Below are 19395 nucleotides of genomic sequence, written 5' to 3'. Positions count from 1 at the left end.
CGGTCAAGCGGTGCCGTGGCGCAAGAGTTTACCCGGCGTCTCGTTGGTGCATTCGCCTTGTCGGAACGTGATCACGCCATTCACGATGATGTAGTCGTAACCCACGGCCTTCTGGACCAGCCGCCATTCACCCGCCGGATAATCCCACAGACGTTCGGCGGGCAGACTGTCGAGCGCATCGAGATCATAGACCAGAATGTCTGCGGGCATCCCTTCAGCAATATAGCCGCGCCCCTTTAGGCCCGCTGCTTGTGCGGGCAGAGCGGAAAGCCGCCAGTGAGCTTCTTCAAGCGACATGATCTTGTGTTCACGCACCCAATAGCCAAGCAATTCGGTCGGGTAACGGCCTGTCGTCACGAATTTGGTGTGCGCGCCGCCATCGCTGACACCGGGAAGCGCAACCGATGATGTCGCGATTTCCTTCATCGATTCAGGCGGCGTCATGATCATCGCCGTTTCAAACCCGCTCTTGAGTTCGCCCAAAAGCGCAATGTCCATCAACACGTCGAGCGAATGCTTGCCTTCGCGTTGTGCGATTTCGCCAATGGTATAGCCTTCATACTTGTCCTGCAGAGTAAGTCCGTCGGGCACGTCGAGCGGAATCCAGCCGACCTTTATGTCATCGACGACATAGCCTGAGCCGAACAGACCGCCACGCTGTTCGTGGATGGCCTTGAGCACCTTGCGGCGTTCAGGATCGGCGAACTTGGCCATCTTTTCGTCCATCGTCCCCATGCAGGTGTCTTTCCACGCGGGGATGGCGTCGGCGAGGTTGTAGTCCTCGAACGTGAATTGCGATGCGAAATTGGTCGTGAGCGCTTGGGCAAAGACGCGCAGACCCTCTTTTTCGTTCAATTCCTGCAATCGATCAATCGCGGTTTTCGGCGAGATCTTCATGCCGCCATGCTGGTTGAGCGCGCCTTCGGCCAGGAGCGCGTTCCAGATGACGGGCCTGCCGCTTTCGCGGGCCATCACTTCGGCGGTGCCAAGGTCCCCGGTCACCTGCGCGACGCCGCGCCCAAGGCTGCCCATCGCGCGGCAAAACGCCGACAGGTCGCGCTGGCTCATCAGGTCGGTCACCATTGGCGTGCCATCATGGTCAAGCTGGACGTTGCCTTCGCTTCCCAGAATCTGCGCGCTGATGCCGCAGCCGCCCACTTCCATACCCTCGACCAGAAGATCGCACATCTGCGCCAGTTCCGCATCGGTGGCTGGCCGCTGCTTGGCCTCGTCCGTGCCCACGACATAGCCATAGAGTGGCGCGAGCGGGACGAACGACATGACATTGACGCCTTTGGGCGTGCGCTCGACGCTTTCGAGATATTCCCGGAAACTCACCCAGTCCCACGGCATGCCCTGCCGCATCGTTTCCAGCGGCACCGCCTCGTTGCGGACAAGGCTGAGCATGGTGCGTTCGCGGTCTTCGGGTTTACACGGTGCAAAGCCGAAGCCGCAATTGCCGATAACGACGCTCGTCACGCCGTGCCAGCCCGACATGGTGCACCACGGGTCCCAGAAAATCTGGCTATCATAATGGGTGTGAAGGTCGACAAAGCCTGGTGCGACGATCTTTCCCGCAGCGTCGATCACTTGGCTCGCGCGGTCAGCGGCGATGTGGCCTGAAATCTGTGCGACTTTGCCATCCTTGATACCGATGTCGGCGCGGTACCGAGGCGTTTGCAGGCCATCAATGATGGTTCCTGCCTTGATGACGAGATCAAGTTCGCATCGGCTTGCCATCGACACTTCTCCTGATTTGGCCCCCTTTTGGCTGGCGGCTCAATCAGAAATGTAACGCAGGATGTGCATTAATCAAAGTGTTCAAATGCAGTGTTCATGCGGATTTTTATGCCTTTTCAAGCGGTGCCGTATTCGGGCTAAGCGATGACAGCAGAAGTGCCGACACTGCCGCAACACCAACGCCAATCCAGAATGCGAAGGCGTAGGATCCGGTCTGGTCGTGAACGACGCTTGCGGCAAGTGGCCCCATTGCTCCACCCAAGGCGCTAAGGCTGGTCATTGCCCCGTAGACCGTGCCGAAAATCGATGCGTGGAATAAGTCGCGGGACAGGCACGCGATGAAGGCCATCATCGCGCCGGCACTGACGCCAAGCAAAGCGGTTGCGCAAATTGCGGCGGCAAGGCTTTGGCTGTCGAGCGCCAAAAGCACGCAAGCCAGCGCGACCAATGTCATGATGCCGACAGAGACGCTGGTCTTGCCCATGCGATCAAACACATAGCCGATCATGATTTTGCCGGGAATGGCCGCTATACCCGCCAACCCCGCGATGGAAGCGGCGTGAGTCAGCGAAAACCCCTTGTCTGCCAGCGCCGGAGCCAGATGGATCATATAGGCAGACAACACGGTTTGTGATGCGACCACTGCGACCGCCAGCTTGATGAAATTTGCCGAAAAATAGGTTCGCCGCAGGTTGGCCGGAGGTGGACTGGCCTGAGTTTTGGCCTTTGAAACAGCGCCGTTGCGCAGACGACGATCGAAGAAGAACAGACACGCAAGCAGGAAGGCCGGCACAATCCAGAACACAGCAAGCAGCACGAAGGCTGTTCGCCAGCCTGACAGATCAATGAGATAGCGGGCAGACGCGGGACCCAAGGCAGAGGCGATGCCGCTTCCGCACAGGACGACGGCAATCGCCATGTTCCGCTGTTTGTCGAAGGCGGCGGCGATGACGGCCAGCCAGACGGCTGGTCCGATCAGCGTCGCCCCCAGAGCGTGGAGGCACCACAATGCGATCCACAAGCCAAGGCTTTGTGTTGCGAGTGAAAACGCTGCAAGCGAGACCCCGGTCAGCACAAAACCGGGCAAGATCAACCAGCGGGCATTGCGACGATCTACCAGCCGGCCAATGACAGGCATCATCAGGAAGCTGATGACCAGCGCAATTGACAGTCCGATGGAAGCCTCAGTCCGTGACCATCCGAAACTCTGTTCCAATGGCCCCAGAAACTGACCCAGCGCATAGAGCGCGACCATTGATGCTGGCAGCCCGATCAGACTGCACAGCAGGAGTGGCCCGTTTTCGCGCCACTCGCTGCGTTGCACTTGCTGGGCTTCCATCAGCTCGGTTCAATCGGCCGACTTTAGAATCCGATGTCCTGGATGGGTGTTTCAAAGCCGCAATTGACGATGTTCTGCGCCTTGGTCAGCGTTTCCAGATCAAGCCCGGCAAGGTAGCCGTCAAGCAGGCGCTGGTAATTGCTGATCATGCCTTCGGTGTCCTTGGACAGGCGCATGTGCTTGAACTGCCCGGAATGGAGGCCAAGCTGCTGGAGCGGCAGGTTGTAGTAATCCTGCCGCGGAATTTCAGGGAAATTGGGCGAGTCATACGGCAGGATCGTCGGCTGCTTGGGCGTGTCATACTCTTCGCCTTCGGGACGCAAAGCCAGCGACCAGATTTCGAACAGGCATGTTTCAGCGGTGAGCGGACGGATGCGATAGGATGACATCGCGCCGATCATCGGCAGCAGGAAGAAGTGCGGGAACATGAATTCGACGGCGTGGAATTCCACTTCCTGTGCCACTTTGGCAATGTCGAACATCGGCACGCCGCGCGCAATCGCATCCTTGTGCACTTCTTCGTACATCTTGCCGTAGAACGCCATGGTTGCGCCCATCGGATCATCGGGCACGTCCATGTCGCGCATCTTTTCCATCACCGCGATTTCACTGTCATGCACCATTCCGCCCATGCCAGAGCTGAGCCGCGCCATGAAATCGATGTGCATGTTCAGCGTCTGCTTGCCATCAAGGCCGCGGTTGGGGGCAAGGCCATCGGCATCATTGCCATAGGAATTGCCCAGTGCGGACAGGCGATGAAGCTGCGGGTGCGTCTTCATTGTGTGGTAGCCTTCCTGGAAGGCTTCCATGGCGAGTTTCCAGTTGGTGGGCAGTACGGTGCCAAACCACCAGTCCATTTTCAACTTGTCCGCATGGCGCGCGTTCATGCGTTCAGCCACAGGGCCAAGCGATTCCAGCAGCGACGGGGCGTTGTCGTCAAAGTTGATGAAGGCGCAACCGGCCCAGAATTCCACGCGGCATGGCGCCAGATTGATTTCGGCCTTGTCGAGCAATTCGGGGCTGAAAACCTGCTTGCCAAAGACGAAGGTGTTTTCCCCTTCGATATTCCAGCGCCAGCCGTGGAAAGGGCAGATGAAGCCTTGCGACTTGCAGTTGCCCGGACCCGTTGCCAGCCGTACGCCGCGATGGCGGCAGGCGTTATGGAAGGCCTTGACGCCGTTTTTGGTGTTCACAACGATCACCGATTTGTCGAGGATCGTATATTCGATATAGTCGCCGATCTCGGGAATTTCTTCAAGACGGCAGGCCATTTGCCATACGTGAGGCCACAGCTTTTCCTTCTCCAGTTCGAAGAAGGCCTGATCGTAATAACGCTGTGAGGGAATCAGCTCAGGATTGGTGACTTTGAAGGGTACGGCTTCAAACGCTGCCGTTGCATTGTCCGTCATAATTCGCCTCGCCACGTAAGTCCGCAGGTTTTCCGGGGCACAGTGCAAGGGTGTGACCCCCGCGACTCTCCCGCACAATTGCGGCGGCATTTTTGCCAGATTTGAACTGTAGCCATAGCTACCCTTAGTACGACCACACTGCAAGCCACCTCTTGCATTCATGCGACTACGCATGCGTAGGTCATAAAATATTGTAATATATAGATTATTAGTCGGATTATGCTTGAATAATCCCGACTCTTAAAAAACAACTCCAGCGTTGCATTCCAATATTTTTCGGCTTAATCCCTGTCCGAACGCGCCAAAAAAGGCGCGATGGGAGGGTGTTGAAAATGATCCGTACATTGATTCTGTGTGGTACCGCCTTGGTTGGCAGTATGACCTTTGCCGCCACGGCCTTCGCTGACACCGCATCGGGCGATGCGCAACCTGCTGTGTCTGATGGTGAAATCATTGTAACGGCGCAGCGGCGCAATGAAAGCTTGACCGATGTGCCAATGTCGATCGTGGCCATTGATGCACAAGCGCTGGCGCAATCAGGCATTGCCAATACGTCTGACCTTGCGCGGGTTGTCCCCGGCGTGGCGATGACCTTTTTCGGTTCGTTTCTGCAGCCATCTGTTCGCGGCATTACGTCGACCGGAGCCAACCTTGGCGAAAATTCCAACGTGGCCATGTATGTGGACGGCATCTATCAGCCACAGCAAATTGCCACGCTGATTGATTTGCCAGATGTGCAGCAGATTGAAGTGCTGAAGGGTCCCCAAGGCGCTCTTTACGGCCAGAACGCGACAGGCGGCGCGATTCTGGTAAACAGCATGGCCCCCAGCTTCACCCCCACCGGAAAGTTGAGCGCCAGTTACGGCAACTACAACGAAGTGCAGTTGCGCGGCTATGTCTCTGGCCCCCTCAGCAACACCGTGGCGGTCAGCGTATCGGGTTCATATCAGGACCATGACGGTTATCGGCGTCACGTGGTAACGGGACAGCGAGATTTTGGCCTGAATGCCAAAGTTGTGCGCGGGAAATTGTTGTTCAAGCCCAGCGACAGCGCCAGCATTACAGCGAGCGCTTATTATGCGAAACGCAAAGATTCTGCGATGTATGCAGGCTTTGCGATCAACGGCAACACGATAGGCCATGCTCCCGATCTAACCGGCCTGTTCGGTCCGGCCGCAGGTCCGTTCTTTCCGGTGCCTGATTCGCCAGATGCAACTCGTCCCGGTGAGTTTTCGGCGTCGCCCGATGTGTTCACCCAAATTGAATCGAAAGGCGGCAGTCTGCGCGGTGAATTTGACATTGGTGCAGGCACGATCACGTCGACATCCGGTCTGTTCAAAAACACTATTGTCTATCGGGCAGATGTGGATGGTTCAGCGGTCAATATCGGCGAGGCGCGTGCCGAACCTTTGACGGGCAAGTATTTTGTTCATGACACCAATTTTGCATCGCGAGAATTTGGTCCGGTTACTTTCCTAGTCGGTGCGTTCTTTATGGATGGAAATGAGACGTTCGAACAGAACATCTTTGAAATATTCTCGCCCAACCTTCCACCAGCTGCCAAAATCTCGCTTGGCGGGACCAACGCTTATGCCCGCGTCGAAAAGCAGATCGTGGCTGGTTACGGCGAACTGACCGTCAAGGCGACCGAGCAGTTCACCCTGACTGCTGGTGGCCGTTATACGCGGGAACGCCAGAAGACGTTTTCCGACTTGTTGAACAACGTGCCGCAGCCTGCCATTGTCGGTTATCCCGGAAATCCTGTTACGTTCAGCAAGTTCACCCCGCGCATCACGGCGCGTTACGAAGTGACGCCAGACGTGAGCGTCTTTGCCAGCTGGGGCAAAGGCTTCAAAAGCGGCGTGGTGAATACGACCGATTTCACGCTCGACCCGGTAAAGCCTGAAACGATTACGTCTTACGAAGTCGGCGTGAAAGGCAGGATTGCCAATGACGTGCGATTCAATCTGGCGGCGTTCCATTACGACTACACCAATCTGCAAGCTGTCGTGTTTGTGCCGGGCCGCGCCTATATCACTCAAAATGCGGCTTCTGCGCGGGTCAATGGCGTTGACTTTGACCTGAGCGTGAACGTAACCCCAGAACTGACGCTGTCAGGCGGCGGGGCATTTCTGGATGCAAAATACGTCAGCTTTGCCAATGCTCAGGCGTTTTTGCCAACTGGTCAGGGCAACCTTCAGATCACCACTGATCTGAGCGGCAGCCCCTTGTTGCGCGCGCCAAAGTTCAGTGGCAACGCCAGCGCCAATTATCAGCGTGAAACCGCTGCGGGCAAGGTTGGCGCATTTGCATCGGTCTATCACACCAGCAGCTTTGGCATGGAGCCGAGCAATCGCATTCGGCAAAAGGGATATACCACGCTGGATGCAGAACTTTCGTTCGCACCATCGGCAATCAATGGCCTGCGTCTGGTGCTTTGGGGCAAAAATCTGACGGATGAGGCCTATCTTGCGTCTTCGCTGACATCGACATTGGGCGATGTTGGCAGTTATGCTGCGCCCCAGACATATGGAGTTCGCGCCGAATTTGCGTTTTAAGGCAAAGCGGCAGGCATCGCAGAAGCATTCCCCGTGGTCCTGGCGTAAATGCCAAGACCACGGGCTTTAATCTTAACGGGGAATTCTCTTGCATAGCCTGAATGGTCGTACTTGCCTGATTACCGGCGCTTCATCGGGCCTTGGTGCCCATTTTGCCAAATTGTGCGCGGGCGCTGGTGCGCGCGTAGTGGTTGCCGCTCGGCGGATTGAGCGGGTGGAAGCGCTTGCGGCGGAAATCAACGCAAGCGGCGGTACGGCTTTTGCCGTGGCAATGGACGTGGCCGACAAGGCATCGGTCACGGCAGGCTTTGCCGCAGCGCAAGCAGCGCTGGGGCCGATTGATACTCTGATTGCCAATGCCGGTGTTTCGGCGCCGGGGCGTTCAACCGATATCACGCTTGATGCGGTGCATGGGGTTTTGAACACTAATATCCTGGGGGTGTTCCTGACCGCCACCGAAGCGGCGAAGTGCATGATCGCTGCTGGTAGCCGCGAAACCGGCAGGGGCAGGATCATCCTGATCGGGTCGATCACTGCCGAAATGACGGGGCAGGGTGAAACGATCTATAGCGCATCTAAAGCTGCGGTGGCGCACATGGGCCGCAATCTTGCGCGTGAATGGGTGCGTCAGGGCATCAATGTCAATGTCATTCAGCCCGGCTATATCCAGACCGAACTGGCAGGAAGCTGGTTCGACAGCGATGGCGGCAAAGCCCAGATCGCAACGTTCCCACGCCGCCGACTTCAGCCCATTGAATCGCTGGATGCACCCGTGCTGTACCTTGCATCCGACGCATCGGCGAGCACGACGGGCGCTACCTTCACCATCGACGACGGACAGTGCCTATAACTTTAATATTCGGGCCTGAAACGTTTCGCTAGGCCAGTTCGTCCGTCCTGTCGGAGGCAAGTTCCAGGCCCATGTCCTTGGCGGCAAGCGCGATCAGCTCTTCCATGCGCGCGCGCGCACCTGCCGGGTCACGATCTTTGATTGCCTGATATACGGCAAGATGTTCGGGCAGGGGGTCTCTTGGCACTTCATAGGCTGCCTGCTTGTAGAACGTCGTCCATTTGACCGCAGCCCCGATCGAACTGGCCAGCGATGTCAGCGCCAGGTTTCCGGCTGCGGCAAGCAGGGTGGTGTGAAAGCGGTGATCGCCCGCCTGCCCTTGGGCGGTGCCCAGCCCGAATTCCCGCATGTCATTCAGGGCGTCGGCCATGGCATCAAGGTGTTCCGGCTTGCGGCGTCGTGCGGCCAATTGCGCAGCTTCTGGCTCAAGCAAGTTGCGCAGTTCAAACAGATCAAGCGCGAAAGCCTTATTGGGCTTGCCCAGAAACATCCACGCCAGCATTTCTGGATCCAGCAGGTTCCATTTTTCGCGGGCGGTGATACGCGTCCCGGCCTTCGGCCTGCTCTCCAGAAGGCCTTTTGCTGTCAAAATGCGGATGGCCTCACGATAGGCGGACCGCGAAACGCCCATCGCAGCTGATTGCTCGATCTCGCCCGGAATATGTTCGCCGGGTTGCAGCGCACCAGATAGGATCGAGGTTCCCATTTTCTGGGCAACCATTTGGTGAATGCGTTGCCCTTGGCCCTCTGTGGTTTTTGACAATCCGTTTATCCTCACTTTGCCTTACGCATTCGTAGGTGTAGGCTATAATTTTGCTGACGGGAAGCTGTCCCCTTCCCGTTTAGCAATGGCGATGCCCGGCGGCGCGGGCGGAAAGGCGCATAGGCAACACTTTGTTGAAATCCTGACCCCGAGCGCATTTTTGGTATTGTAACACGTGAATTGCATTCTAATGTGCAGCCGGTAGTCCTAAAGGACAGGCACAATAACAAAAACAAGTGAGAGGGCCGATTCGGCAATAAAATAACTCACACAAAATAATAACTCACACAAATCGGCCAAAGGCCGAATTGCGGGTGATACGTCCGTTGCGTGGATTCTTTTTGAATTCTGCAGCAATTGTGCAGAGTATCATCTGACGGCAGACGTAATAAAAATCGATGGGAGTGGAAGCATGAAGCAACAGAACTTTACCAAGCGAACCCGCATGTTGGTTTGTACAGCAATGATGCCGGCCAGCCTTGCATCGGTTTCAGCGATGGCACAAGATACAGCTGCCGATGACGCGAATGGTGGTCTCGAAGAAATCATCGTTACTGCTCAGCGCCGTGCGCAAAGCATGCAGGATGTGCCAATCGCCGTTACGGCGTTGTCTCGCGAAACGCTGCTGGCCAACCGCGTTACAACGGTGAACGATCTTTCCGGCCTTGCTCCGGGCGTAACAGTTCGTCCTGCCGCCGGCGGTTCACAGATTCCGTCGTTCTCGCTGCGCGGCGTCGTCAGCTATGGCGTTGTTCCCGGTTCGGACAAGCAGGTCTCTGTCTATCTTGACGGCGTATACATCTCATCACCGCGCGGCTCGATTTTCGATCTTCCCGATGTTGAGCGTATCGAAATGCTGCGCGGCCCACAGGGCACGCTGTTTGGTCGCAATGCAACCGCAGGCGCGGTCAGCGTTACGTCCCGCGATCCATCGGGCGAAATGAAGGTTCGTTCGCGCGCCACTGTTGGCAACTACGATCAGTTCCGCTTCCAGATGAGCGTCGACACGCCCGAAATCGGCCCGTTCAGCGCTTACCTCAGCTACGTTCACAACTACAAGCGTGGTGACATCGCCAATGCTGCAGCCGGACAAGTGTGGGACCGTTCACGTTCGCCCGAAGGCCTTGGCGTGCGCGTTTCACCAAAATACCTCGGCACCAAAGACGGCGCATCGTATTTTGCTGCACTTAAATTCGCAGCCAGCGATACCTTCAAGATGGTCTACAAGTTTGACCATTACAACGAAGAAGGCACACCGGACGGCAACGGCCTGATCGGGTTCGATGCTGCAAGCCCTGGCATCGGTGCTTATCTTTCAGCTGCAATTGACCCCAAGTTCATTGCCTCTGATGGCAAGCGCCCCAAGGAAGTCAGCAATGGCTGGGTTGTCCCGGCAACGCAGCGCGCCACCGGCCACAGCCTGACCACGACGTGGGATGTTGCCGACAACGTCACGATCAAGAACATCACCGCATACCGCAAGACCTATATCTTTGCAGCATCGGCACTTGACGGCATCAGCGGCGTGACACTCAGCCCGCTTGCGGCTGCCACTTATGCGGCGGTGTTTGTTCGCGGAACCCCGGCAGTCAATGCTGCAACCGCTGCTGCGTTTACCGGCGCCCCTGCGGTGTTTGTTGCCACCAACCCTGTCTCGCAAGGTAGCCAGTGGAGCAGCGAAACCCAGATCAACTATGACTCTGATTTCATGACGCTGACCGCAGGTGGCATCTGGTTCAAGTCAAAGGATCGTGAAGGCAACCCCGGCCTGACGACCACGCCACAGTTCACCAACTATCCCGGTGGCGTGATTCCTTTGGGCCAGACCGCAGTGACCTTGTCACGGGCTAATTCGATTGCGGCTTATGCGCAGGGTGAATTCCACCTTTCGCCACAGCTTGATGTCGTGCTCGGCGCGCGTATCACGCGTGACAAGAAATCAGGCTCGCTCAATGTTGGCCGCGTTTCCGGCTCGATTGCCACGCTTGATGAACTGCTGGCGAGACTGCTTTCTATCCCCTACACCTACGAGCGGACAAAGCCGAACTTCCTGGCAGGCGTGAACTACAAGCCAAATGACGACATCCTCGTCTATGGCAAGTTCTCGACAGCGTTCGTTTCGGGTGGCGCCGTTGCCGGTGTTCCGTTTGAACCGGAAACTGCACGGTCGTTCGAAGCCGGTATCAAGGCGGATCTGTTCGACAACCGTCTGCGTACCAACCTTTCAGTCTACACCGTCACTTACAAGAACTTCCAGACGGCGCAGGGCGGCACCAACTTCGCAACATACCTGAACGGTGTTGGTGCGGCCGCGGGCATTCCCGGCCTGAATGACGGTTCGGCCACCCAGATCCAGCTGGCGCGGGTGATCGGTACGTTCATTCTGCCACAAGGTGGGCCGGTTAAGGCAAAGGGCTTTGAATTCGAACTAACTGCTGCACCGGTTCGGGGCCTGACGCTGGGTGGTAGCTTGGCTTACACCAAGACGTCCTACAATGACGTCAATCCCGTGCTACTCGCGTCAAACGGCCCTAATGCACAAGGCCAGCTTGAATTTCCGCCAGCATTGCGGCCTGACTGGACCGCCAGTTTGAGTGCGGCTTATGAAACGCAACCAATCTCGGGCGACATGCGCCTTTCGGCGCGCGTCGATGCCAACTGGACGGACGAGCAGATCATCCTTAGCGGCCGGAACTCGACCCAGGCCTTCAACCGCAATGTCCTGAAGACGCCCGCTTCGTGGATCGTCAATGGCCGCCTTGCGCTTAAGGACATCAACCTAGGTGGCGTGCAGACCGAACTTGCTGTGTGGTCGCGCAACATGTTCGATAACAAGAACTTCAACTATGCTTTGAACCTCGGCCCGATCACTGGCGCAGCTTATACCGCTGCCCGGACCATCGGTGTGGATCTGAACATCGAGTTCTGATCCTTCCGTTGAACCAAAGCCTGCAAATCGCGCCCGGACCTTACCGTCCGGGCGCTTTTTTGTGCGCTATCGGCAGACATGAAAAAGCCCGGACAGCGTGACTGTCCGGGCTTTTCATCATTGGCAAAACGGCTTCAGACCTTGAAGAACTTCTCGGCGCATCCACCCACAACCCAGCGCACATCATCGTCCGATACGCCAACCGTATCGCGCGCGATCACCGCCAGCGAATTGGGATAAGTCGTTTCGGAATGCGGAAAGTCGGATGACCACATCACATTGCGTCCTCCGGGCAGGCCGACATTCATGAAGCCCATCCGGTCATTGATGAACGATCCATAGATGTTCTCATCCATGTAATGGCTTGGCAGGTTCTTCAGCTTGCTGCCGATCCAGAAGCGCTGCTTTTCCCATGTGCGGTCCATATATTCGGCCATCCATGGCATCCAGCCCACGCCGCTTTCGATAATGCCCCAGCGAAGCTTGGGGAAACGATCGAACAGGCAGCCGAAAATGGCCATTGCCAGCGGTTCGGCCATGGCAACTTTGGTCATCACCAGATCCGACAGGAAATGATCCTTGTTGCCAAACCGCGCAACGCGCCCGCCCAGATGGAAGGTTACAGTGACGTCCAGTTCCTGCACTTCGGCCCAGAATCGGTCATATTCCGGGTGCCAGTATGCACGTTCGCTCATCGGATCACCGGTCAGCGCGGCGCCTTGCGCCATTTGTGCTTCCAGTTTTTCGGTAGATTGCGGGAAGGCGGGAATGTTGATCGAACGGTGCCCCAAAGCCACCGCTTCGCGCAGCAGCGTCAGCGATTCGTCAATGTCGCGCATCGGCAGATAGGCGACGCCAGCCAGACGGTTCGTGTCGTAATTGCAGAAGTCGGCCAGCCAGCGGTTATAAGCGCGATAGCTTTCGATATAGAGTTCCGAATTGCCGGTCCCCAATGGACCGCCGCCAAAGAGCACTTCCACATCGACGCCGTCTTCGTCCATCACCGCAAGCCGGCGGGAAGGGGTGACGCTGTCGTGCAGGTCGGCCAGCTTGCCCATGATCTTGAAATCCTGGCCGGCGCGGCCCGCCTGATTGGCCAGCATGATCAGCGGGCGTTTGCGGCCCTCGAACACGACGAAGTCGCATTCGTCGCCTTCTTCGATGGTTGGTGCCAGATCCGTCAGGTGTGCTGGCAGATATTCTGCCCAGAAGGTGTGCGGTGGATCAATATGGGCGTCAGCATCGACGATCCGGAATTTGCCGCGCGGGATTGGCGCGGGCAACGGCTTGGAAAGTTCAACAGTTGCCATGATATCCATCTCCTGTCTTGAAAACCGCATGTGCTGCGGCCTGGCGATTGCACGGAGATGCCATATGTTTGTGCGGTCAGACTTGATGCGGATCAAATAATGAAATACGATAATCGCATTATAATGGCCTCATCCGCAACAGAGTCTCGCCGCGTGGGGCAGCGGCATTTCAGCAAGCGATTCATATCAAGAAGGTCTTGAAATACCGATTTTTAATATTTGAATGAGTCTACTGTCGGGTTTAGATTTGACTCAGATCAAATCAAGGGAGATCGCAACGTGAATATCGCAACGAAGCTGCGCATCGTGGATGCCGACGCGCATGTGAACCCATCGCACGACATGTGGGCCGATTACCTGCCCGCCGATTTCCGCGATCAGGCGCCCCAACTCGAACATGGCGAAGATTGTGACTACATTGTCTTTGAAGGCCGTCGTCGCAAGCTGAACCTGATCAGCGCTCTTGCCGGTCGCGAAGGCAAGGATTTCAAGATGCATGGCCGTGCCTCGGATGCCCGCACCGGTGGCTGGATGCCCAAGTCGCGTCTGGAAGACATGGATCATGACGGCATTGATGCCGCGATCCTGTTTGGCGGTGGCCCGCTTGGCACCACCAACAACGAGCTGTTTATCGCCAGCTTCGATGCCTACAACCGCTGGCTGGCCGATTTCTGCGCTTATGCGCCACAGCGTTTTGCAGGTGTCGGTTATGTGCCGATGCAGGACGTTGATGTTGCCATCAAGATGATGCGCGATTTTGCCGCGCGCGGCCTGAAGGCTGTCAACATCCCTGCTTTCCCGATGAGCAAGGTGGTGGCAACTGCCGGCGCCAATGCGATGGACGCCCAGACCCGTGCGCTCACCGGCGACATGAACAGCGATCGGTCTTATGCCGATCCTGAGTTTGATCCATTCTGGAAGGCCTGCTGCGATCTCGGCATGCCCGTGACGATCCACCTTGGTGGACGTCCGGTGCGCTTTACCGAACCAAAGTTCTTCCTTTCGGACTTGCTGATGTCCAAGTTTGGCATGGGTGAACCGATTGCCATCATGATCTACGGCGGCGTGTTCCAGCGCTTCCCGGACCTCAAACTGGCGTCGATCGAAAGCGGCACCGGCTGGCTGGCATTTGCTGCCAACTACATGGACGAAACCTGGCACAAGCAGCGCCACTGGGTGAACAGCGTGCTTGAACATGCGCCAAGCTACTACATGGATCGCAATATCTATGCCTCGTTCATCCATGATCGCGTCGGCATTCTGACGCGCGACATGCCCGGCGCCGGCAACATCATGTGGTCTTCGGACTATCCGCATTCGGAAACGACCTTCCCGCATTCGATGCAGAAGATCGAGGAACTGTTCGAAGGCGTTCCTGAAGACGACAAGGCCATGATCATTGGTGGCCGCGCAAAGCAGCTGTTCAATCTGTAATCGACCATTGCCGGGCCGCATCACCACGATGCGGCCCGGCTTTGCGTGTAAAACATAAGACGGGAATGGGTAAGGATATGGCGCTGGATACATCGATGGCAACCAAAGTGGTTTTGCAAAGCTACCCTGAGGGTAATTTGCGGACATCGGATTTCGCTGTCGAACAATTCCCCGTGCCAAAAGTGCCTGATGGCAGCTTCCTTGTCCGCAACACATTTGTTTCTGTCGATCCGATGCTGCGCATCTTTATCGACAAGAAGCCGCTGGGCAGCAGCGCCATGCCGTCCTTGCCGCTGGGCACAGTTATTCCCGGCGCGGCGGTGGGCGAAATCATCGAATCAAAACATCCCGATTACAAGGCGGGCGACATCGTCGAGGGCCGCTTTGGCTGGCAAAGCCATGCGGTGTCTGCCGGGCAGGGTGTGGTCCGTGTACCGCAAAGTCTTGGCGGCCAGGAAAACGCGCTTGGTATCGGCGGGTTGCCTGGCTTCACTGCCTATATCGGCCTGAATGTTGCAGGCGGGGTAAAGCCTGGCCAGACGATCCTTGTCAGCGGTGCTGCAGGCGCGGTGGGTTCTGCCGTGGGCGCGCTGGTCAAAGCGCGCGGTGGCCGCGTTGTCGGCATCGCAGGCGGCGCTGAGAAGATGCGGTATCTGCGCGAAACTGTCGGTTACGATGCCGTAATTGACCGTAACGCACCCGATTTTGCAGGCCAGCTTGCCGCTGCGGCACCCGAAGGCGTGCATGTCTATTTCGACAATGTCGGCGGGCCGATGATGGCGCAAGTTGCACCGTTCATGGCCTATGGCGGGTTGATCCTGATTTCCGGCCTGATGGCGCAATATCAGGATGCCAGCGCCGGCTCACAGACCGACAGCCTGCCAGCGGTGCTGTTTGCGGTGATGGGCAAAGGCGTGCGCATACAGGGCTTCAGCCAATACGGGCAGGATGCCTTGCGCCCCGGCTTTGAACAGGAAATTTCAGAACTGCTGGCCCTCGGTGCGATCAAGCCCGAAGTGCACATTGTCGAAGGCATCGAAAACCTGCCGCAAGCGCAAGTGAACTTGTTCGAAAAAAGCACGACTGGCAAAGTCGTGGTCAAAGTGGCCTGATCGCCCAGCTTCCAAACCCTTTTACCATCACGAAATTTCAGGAGTAAGAACTTTGGCAACGCAGGCAACTTCGCAAGGATCATGGCTGCCAACACGCATGCTGATCGGCGGCACGCTGTGTGCAGGTGAGGGCGCGCCAGTGGTGGTGCGCAACCCTTCAACCGGCGAAGTGACCACCGAATTTGCAGGCGCATCGCTGGACCAGACCAAGGCCGCCATCGCGGCCGCACGGGCTGCGGCAGACAAGGGCGAATGGGCTGCAACACCCCAAAAGGTGCGCGTGGCCAAAGTGCGCGCTTTGCTTGAACTGTTCATGGCGCGGACCGATGATCTGCGCGATCTGATCGTGACCGAAACCGGCATGCCGATCAAATCGTTCGCCTTGCACGCACAGGTTGGCGCGCCAATGGCGCAAATGGACGTGATGCTGGACTTGTGCCTCAAGCTTCCGGAAATCGAAGAAAATCCGATCTCGCTTGAAGAACGCATCAACAACATGGGCGGCTTTGTCCAAAGCATCCGCCGTTATGTGCCAGTGGGCGTGGTCGCTGCCATTTCGGCCTACAACTTCCCGCTGCACATCAACCTTTGGAAGATCATGCCTGCGCTCGCCACGGGCAACTGCGTGATCCTGCGTCCCAGCCCGCTGACACCGCTGAGCGCGCTGGCGCTGGCCGAAATCGCTGCAGAAGCTGGCCTGCCCGAAGGCGTATTGAGCATTCTGGCCGAAGGCGGAGCGGAAGGCGCGCAATTGTTGACGACGGACCCGGCTGTCAACATGGTCAGCTTCACCGGATCGACCGAAGTTGGCAGCATTGTTGCAGGCCAGGCGGCACCTTCGATGAAGCGGTTGCAGTTGGAACTGGGCGGCAAGTCCGCGCAGATTTTCCTGCCGGACCGGGTTGAAGCTGCATACAGCGCCGCCATCGGCGTATGCATGGCGCACGCCGGACAGGGCTGCGTTCTGGGCACGCGCATTTTTGTGCCGCAGGAAGAAAAAGCCAAGGTTCTGGGCGCAATGGCCGCCAGCATGGCCTATGCCAAGATCGGCAATTCCACCGATCCTGAAACCACGATGGGCCCGGTCATCAGCGAAGCGCAAGTCTTGCGTTGCGAACGCTATGTGAAGCTGGCGGTTGAAGCAGGCGCCACGGTCGTATCAGGCGGCAAGCGCGCGGACCGTCCGGGATACTTCTTTGAGCCGACGATCCTTGATGTGCCAGACAACAAGAACCCTTCGGCGCAGGATGAAATCTTCGGGCCGGTGGTGTCGGTCATCGGTTACCGCGATGTGGATCATGCCATCGAAATGGCCAATGACAGCTCGCTTGGCCTTTCCGGCTATGTCTTTGGCAAGGACGCCAAGGCTGCGCTGGATGTGGCGCGGCGTTTGCGCACCGGCACAGTCAACGTCAACGCCTTCTTTGCCAGCGCCAACTCGTCATCGGGCGGCGTCAAGATGAGCGGCATTGGCCGTGAACGCGGCGTCGAAGGCATTCGCGCGTTCCAGGACGTTCAAGTGATGAACCTCGGTTCTGCCGTCTGACGGCGGCATAGCCATGTCCCTGACACGAGGCAGCGTGATCCTTGTGACCGGGGCCAGCGGTGCCATCGGGTTCGAGATCGCCGCGCAGGCCGCTGCTGCAGGAGCAGTGGTGGCCATGCACGGTTCGCGGCCTGAAACTGTTGCTGTGGCAATGGAGCGGTTGGTTCAGCGCGCCCCGGACGCCAGATTGATCGCCGCTCCTGCCGACTTCCGCGAAGAACAGGCCATTGCTGAAATGGTGGGCCATGTGGTTGCCACCGCGGGCAGGCTTGATGCTGTTGTCCACTGCGGCATTACCGGCGCATCGGGCGTGGCGGGGCCGCTGGCAACGGCTGATCCGGCCCAGATGGGGCGCCATGCCGCGCTTGTCCTGGGCAGCTTTGCGCAATTGTGCCATGCTGCCCTGCCACATTTGGCGCAGCAAGGCGGCACCATTGTCGGCTTTGCATCGGACGCAGGCAAGTTTTCCTCGCCCCGGCAGGCGGTGATTGGGGCGGCTTTTGGCGGCATAATGACCTTCGTGCGCAATCTTGCGCTTGAAGTGGCGCGGCAGGGGGTGAGGGTGCATTGCATATCGCCCAGCTTTGTGGCGGAAACACCGGTATTCGAAGCCCATGCCGCGCGCGCAGGCGCTGCACGGGACCGCGCTGGCCTTGGCCTGCCAACGCCCGCAGATATTGCGCCGATGGTCCTGTTCCTGTGTGGAACCGGGGCAGCCAAGATCACGGGACAAGTGATCAGCATAAACGGCGGATTGAACGCCTGAACCAATCAGGCGCACACCATTGAGGGACAGGAACACGCCATGGGTACCAAGACAGCCGATTACGTGATTGCGGGCGGAGGCAGCGCAGGCTGCGTTCTGGCCAGTCGTCTGTCCGAAAACCCGAACTGCTCGGTCATCCTGCTGGAAGCCGGTGGCCCGGGCGATGGCTTTCTGGTCAAGATGCCGTCGGGTTCCTACAAGCTGCTGGGCAAACCCACTGCCGACTGGATGTACATGACCGAACCCGACCCATCGCTGAACGGGCGGCGGGTGATGTGGACGGCCGGCAAGATGCTGGGCGGTGGTTCTTCCATCAACGGCATGATGTACATTCGCGGTTCGCGCGCCGATTACGATAGCTGGGAAAAGGATCTGGGCTGCACAGGCTGGGGCTGGAACAATGTCCAGACTTATTTCAAACGGTCCGAAGGCTTTGATGGCGCGCCCAGCCAATCACATTCCACAGAAGGCCCGCTGGGTGTCGCACTGCCGCGCAAGGTTCATCCGTTGTCCCATGCCTTTGTCGATGCTTGCGCTGATCTGGGTATGCGCAAGGTTGATGATTATTGCGCTGGCGATGTCGACGGGGCGTTCATCGCCTATGTCACACAGCGTAACGGCCAGCGCTCCAGCGCTGCGCTGGCGTTCCTGCAGCCAGCCATGAAGCGCCCCAACCTCACTGTCATCACCGGTGCATTGGTGGACAAGGTGCTGATCGAAAATGGCCAGGCCACCGGTGTGCAATATGTGAAGGACGGCATCGTTCATCAGGTGGCTGCGCGGCGCGAGGTTATCATCAGCGCCAGCACCATGGCATCGCCGGCCATCCTGCTGCGGTCGGGCATCGGCCCTGCCGAGGAACTGCGCAAAATGGGCATAGCCGTGCAGGTTGATTCCCCTGAAGTGGGCAAGAACCTGCAGGAACATGCCAGCGTCCAGACCAGCGTGTCGGTGGATATTCCCACGGTCAACATGACGATGGGCCCACTGCATCTGGCCAAGGGCGTGATTCAATATCTGCTGGCAGGCCGTGGCATCATGTCGATGACGCCGGTTGAAGGCATGGCTTTCCTGCGTTCCGAACCCGGCCTTGCCGAACCGGACATCAAGCTGCAGTTTGGCGCCTTTTCCTTTGATCCGGCCACGCGCAAACCCTATCACAAGCCCGGCATTGTGGTTTACACCAATGTCGCCAAACCGCGCAGCCGGGGTGAAATCCGCTTGCGCAGCGCTGATCCGGCGGATGCGCCCGTGATTGACCACCGCCTGCTGGGTGATCCCCAAGACATGGCGGCGCTTGTCCGGGGGTTGAAAGCGGTGGATGACATCCTTCATGCGCCAAGCTTTGCCAAACACATGACCGGCAGGATTGCGCCTGCGGAACGTCCGCGTGACGATGCCGAATGGGAAGCGCGCATCCGCAATACATCGGGCATCGGCTATCATCCGGTGGGCACATGCCGGATGGGCGGGGATGATCGCTCGGTTGTCGATCCGCGCTTGCGCGTGCGCGGCGTGAAGGGGCTGCGTGTGGCAGATGGGTCGATCATGCCGATCATGCCTTCTGCGAACACCAATGCACCTGCGATCATGGTCGGCGAAAAAGCCGCAGACCTGATCCGCGAAGACGCGGCCTGAA

The 19395-nt window shown here is 57.9% G+C and carries 13 protein-coding genes; 8 read left to right on the top strand and 5 right to left on the bottom strand.

Features of this window, described 5'->3' with window-relative positions:
• Window positions 1-3 precede the first annotated feature (3 nt).
• The 3 genes from RM192_RS17820 to RM192_RS17810 all read right to left on the bottom strand — a co-directional run bounded on the left by RM192_RS17820 (window position 4) and on the right by RM192_RS17810 (window position 4488).
• Window positions 4-1740, bottom strand: coding sequence for an amidohydrolase family protein (locus RM192_RS17820; protein ID WP_311508995.1), 1737 nt, complete (start codon window positions 1738-1740; stop codon window positions 4-6).
• Window positions 1741-1846: 106 nt separating this feature from the next.
• Window positions 1847-3079, bottom strand: a complete 1233-nt coding sequence (locus RM192_RS17815) for an MFS transporter (RefSeq protein WP_311508994.1) — start codon at window positions 3077-3079, stop codon at window positions 1847-1849.
• A 23-nt stretch (window positions 3080-3102) separates the two neighbouring features.
• Window positions 3103-4488, bottom strand: a complete 1386-nt coding sequence (locus RM192_RS17810) for an aromatic ring-hydroxylating dioxygenase subunit alpha (RefSeq protein WP_311508993.1) — start codon at window positions 4486-4488, stop codon at window positions 3103-3105.
• 332 nt (window positions 4489-4820) lie between these two features.
• Here RM192_RS17810 and RM192_RS17805 point away from each other — a divergent pair, with 332 nt between their 5' ends.
• Both RM192_RS17805 and RM192_RS17800 read left to right on the top strand, forming a co-directional pair.
• Window positions 4821-7046, top strand: coding sequence for a TonB-dependent receptor (locus RM192_RS17805; RefSeq protein WP_311508992.1), 2226 nt, complete (start codon window positions 4821-4823; stop codon window positions 7044-7046).
• An 88-nt stretch (window positions 7047-7134) separates the two neighbouring features.
• Window positions 7135-7896 carry an SDR family NAD(P)-dependent oxidoreductase gene (locus RM192_RS17800; RefSeq protein WP_311508991.1) on the top strand — a complete coding sequence of 254 codons (762 nt, stop codon included), beginning with the start codon at window positions 7135-7137 and terminating at the stop codon, window positions 7894-7896.
• A 28-nt stretch (window positions 7897-7924) separates the two neighbouring features.
• On the opposite strand, the gene RM192_RS17795 is transcribed toward RM192_RS17800, so the two are convergent.
• Window positions 7925-8617 (bottom strand): FadR/GntR family transcriptional regulator, encoded by a 693-nt coding sequence (locus RM192_RS17795; protein WP_311508990.1) that lies wholly within the window; start codon window positions 8615-8617, stop codon window positions 7925-7927.
• Window positions 8618-9155: 538 nt separating this feature from the next.
• Here RM192_RS17795 and RM192_RS17790 point away from each other — a divergent pair.
• A complete protein-coding gene (locus RM192_RS17790) occupies window positions 9156-11588 on the top strand; it encodes a TonB-dependent receptor domain-containing protein (protein WP_311508989.1) in 2433 nt (810 codons plus the stop codon).
• A gap of 134 nt (window positions 11589-11722) precedes the next feature.
• Here RM192_RS17790 and RM192_RS17785 read toward each other — a convergent pair whose 3' ends face one another.
• Window positions 11723-12898, bottom strand: coding sequence for an amidohydrolase family protein (locus tag RM192_RS17785; RefSeq protein ID WP_311508988.1), 1176 nt, complete (start codon window positions 12896-12898; stop codon window positions 11723-11725).
• 279 nt (window positions 12899-13177) lie between these two features.
• Between RM192_RS17785 and RM192_RS17780 the strand changes: the two genes are divergently transcribed.
• From RM192_RS17780 to RM192_RS17760, 5 genes are all read left to right on the top strand, one after another.
• The gene (locus RM192_RS17780; protein WP_311508987.1) at window positions 13178-14332 is read left to right on the top strand and encodes an amidohydrolase family protein; all 1155 of its coding nucleotides are present in this window, start codon (window positions 13178-13180) and stop codon (window positions 14330-14332) included.
• Between the two features lie 65 nt (window positions 14333-14397).
• The gene (locus RM192_RS17775) at window positions 14398-15444 is read left to right on the top strand and encodes an NADP-dependent oxidoreductase (RefSeq protein ID WP_311508986.1); all 1047 of its coding nucleotides are present in this window, start codon (window positions 14398-14400) and stop codon (window positions 15442-15444) included.
• Between the two features lie 52 nt (window positions 15445-15496).
• Window positions 15497-16990, top strand: coding sequence for an aldehyde dehydrogenase family protein (locus RM192_RS17770; protein WP_311508985.1), 1494 nt, complete (start codon window positions 15497-15499; stop codon window positions 16988-16990).
• 13 nt (window positions 16991-17003) lie between these two features.
• Complete coding sequence (locus RM192_RS17765; RefSeq protein WP_311508984.1) at window positions 17004-17756, top strand: SDR family oxidoreductase; 753 nt, start codon at window positions 17004-17006, stop codon at window positions 17754-17756.
• Window positions 17757-17795: 39 nt separating this feature from the next.
• Window positions 17796-19394 carry a GMC family oxidoreductase N-terminal domain-containing protein gene (locus tag RM192_RS17760; RefSeq protein WP_311508983.1) on the top strand — a complete coding sequence of 533 codons (1599 nt, stop codon included), beginning with the start codon at window positions 17796-17798 and terminating at the stop codon, window positions 19392-19394.
• Window position 19395: the final 1 nt, after the last annotated feature.

Source organism: Novosphingobium sp. MMS21-SN21R (assembly GCF_031846015.1).
Taxonomy (GTDB): Bacteria; Pseudomonadota; Alphaproteobacteria; order Sphingomonadales; family Sphingomonadaceae; genus Novosphingobium.
The sequence above is the reverse complement of the archived record's forward strand: the minus strand, read 5'-3'. Positions and strand labels throughout refer to the sequence as shown.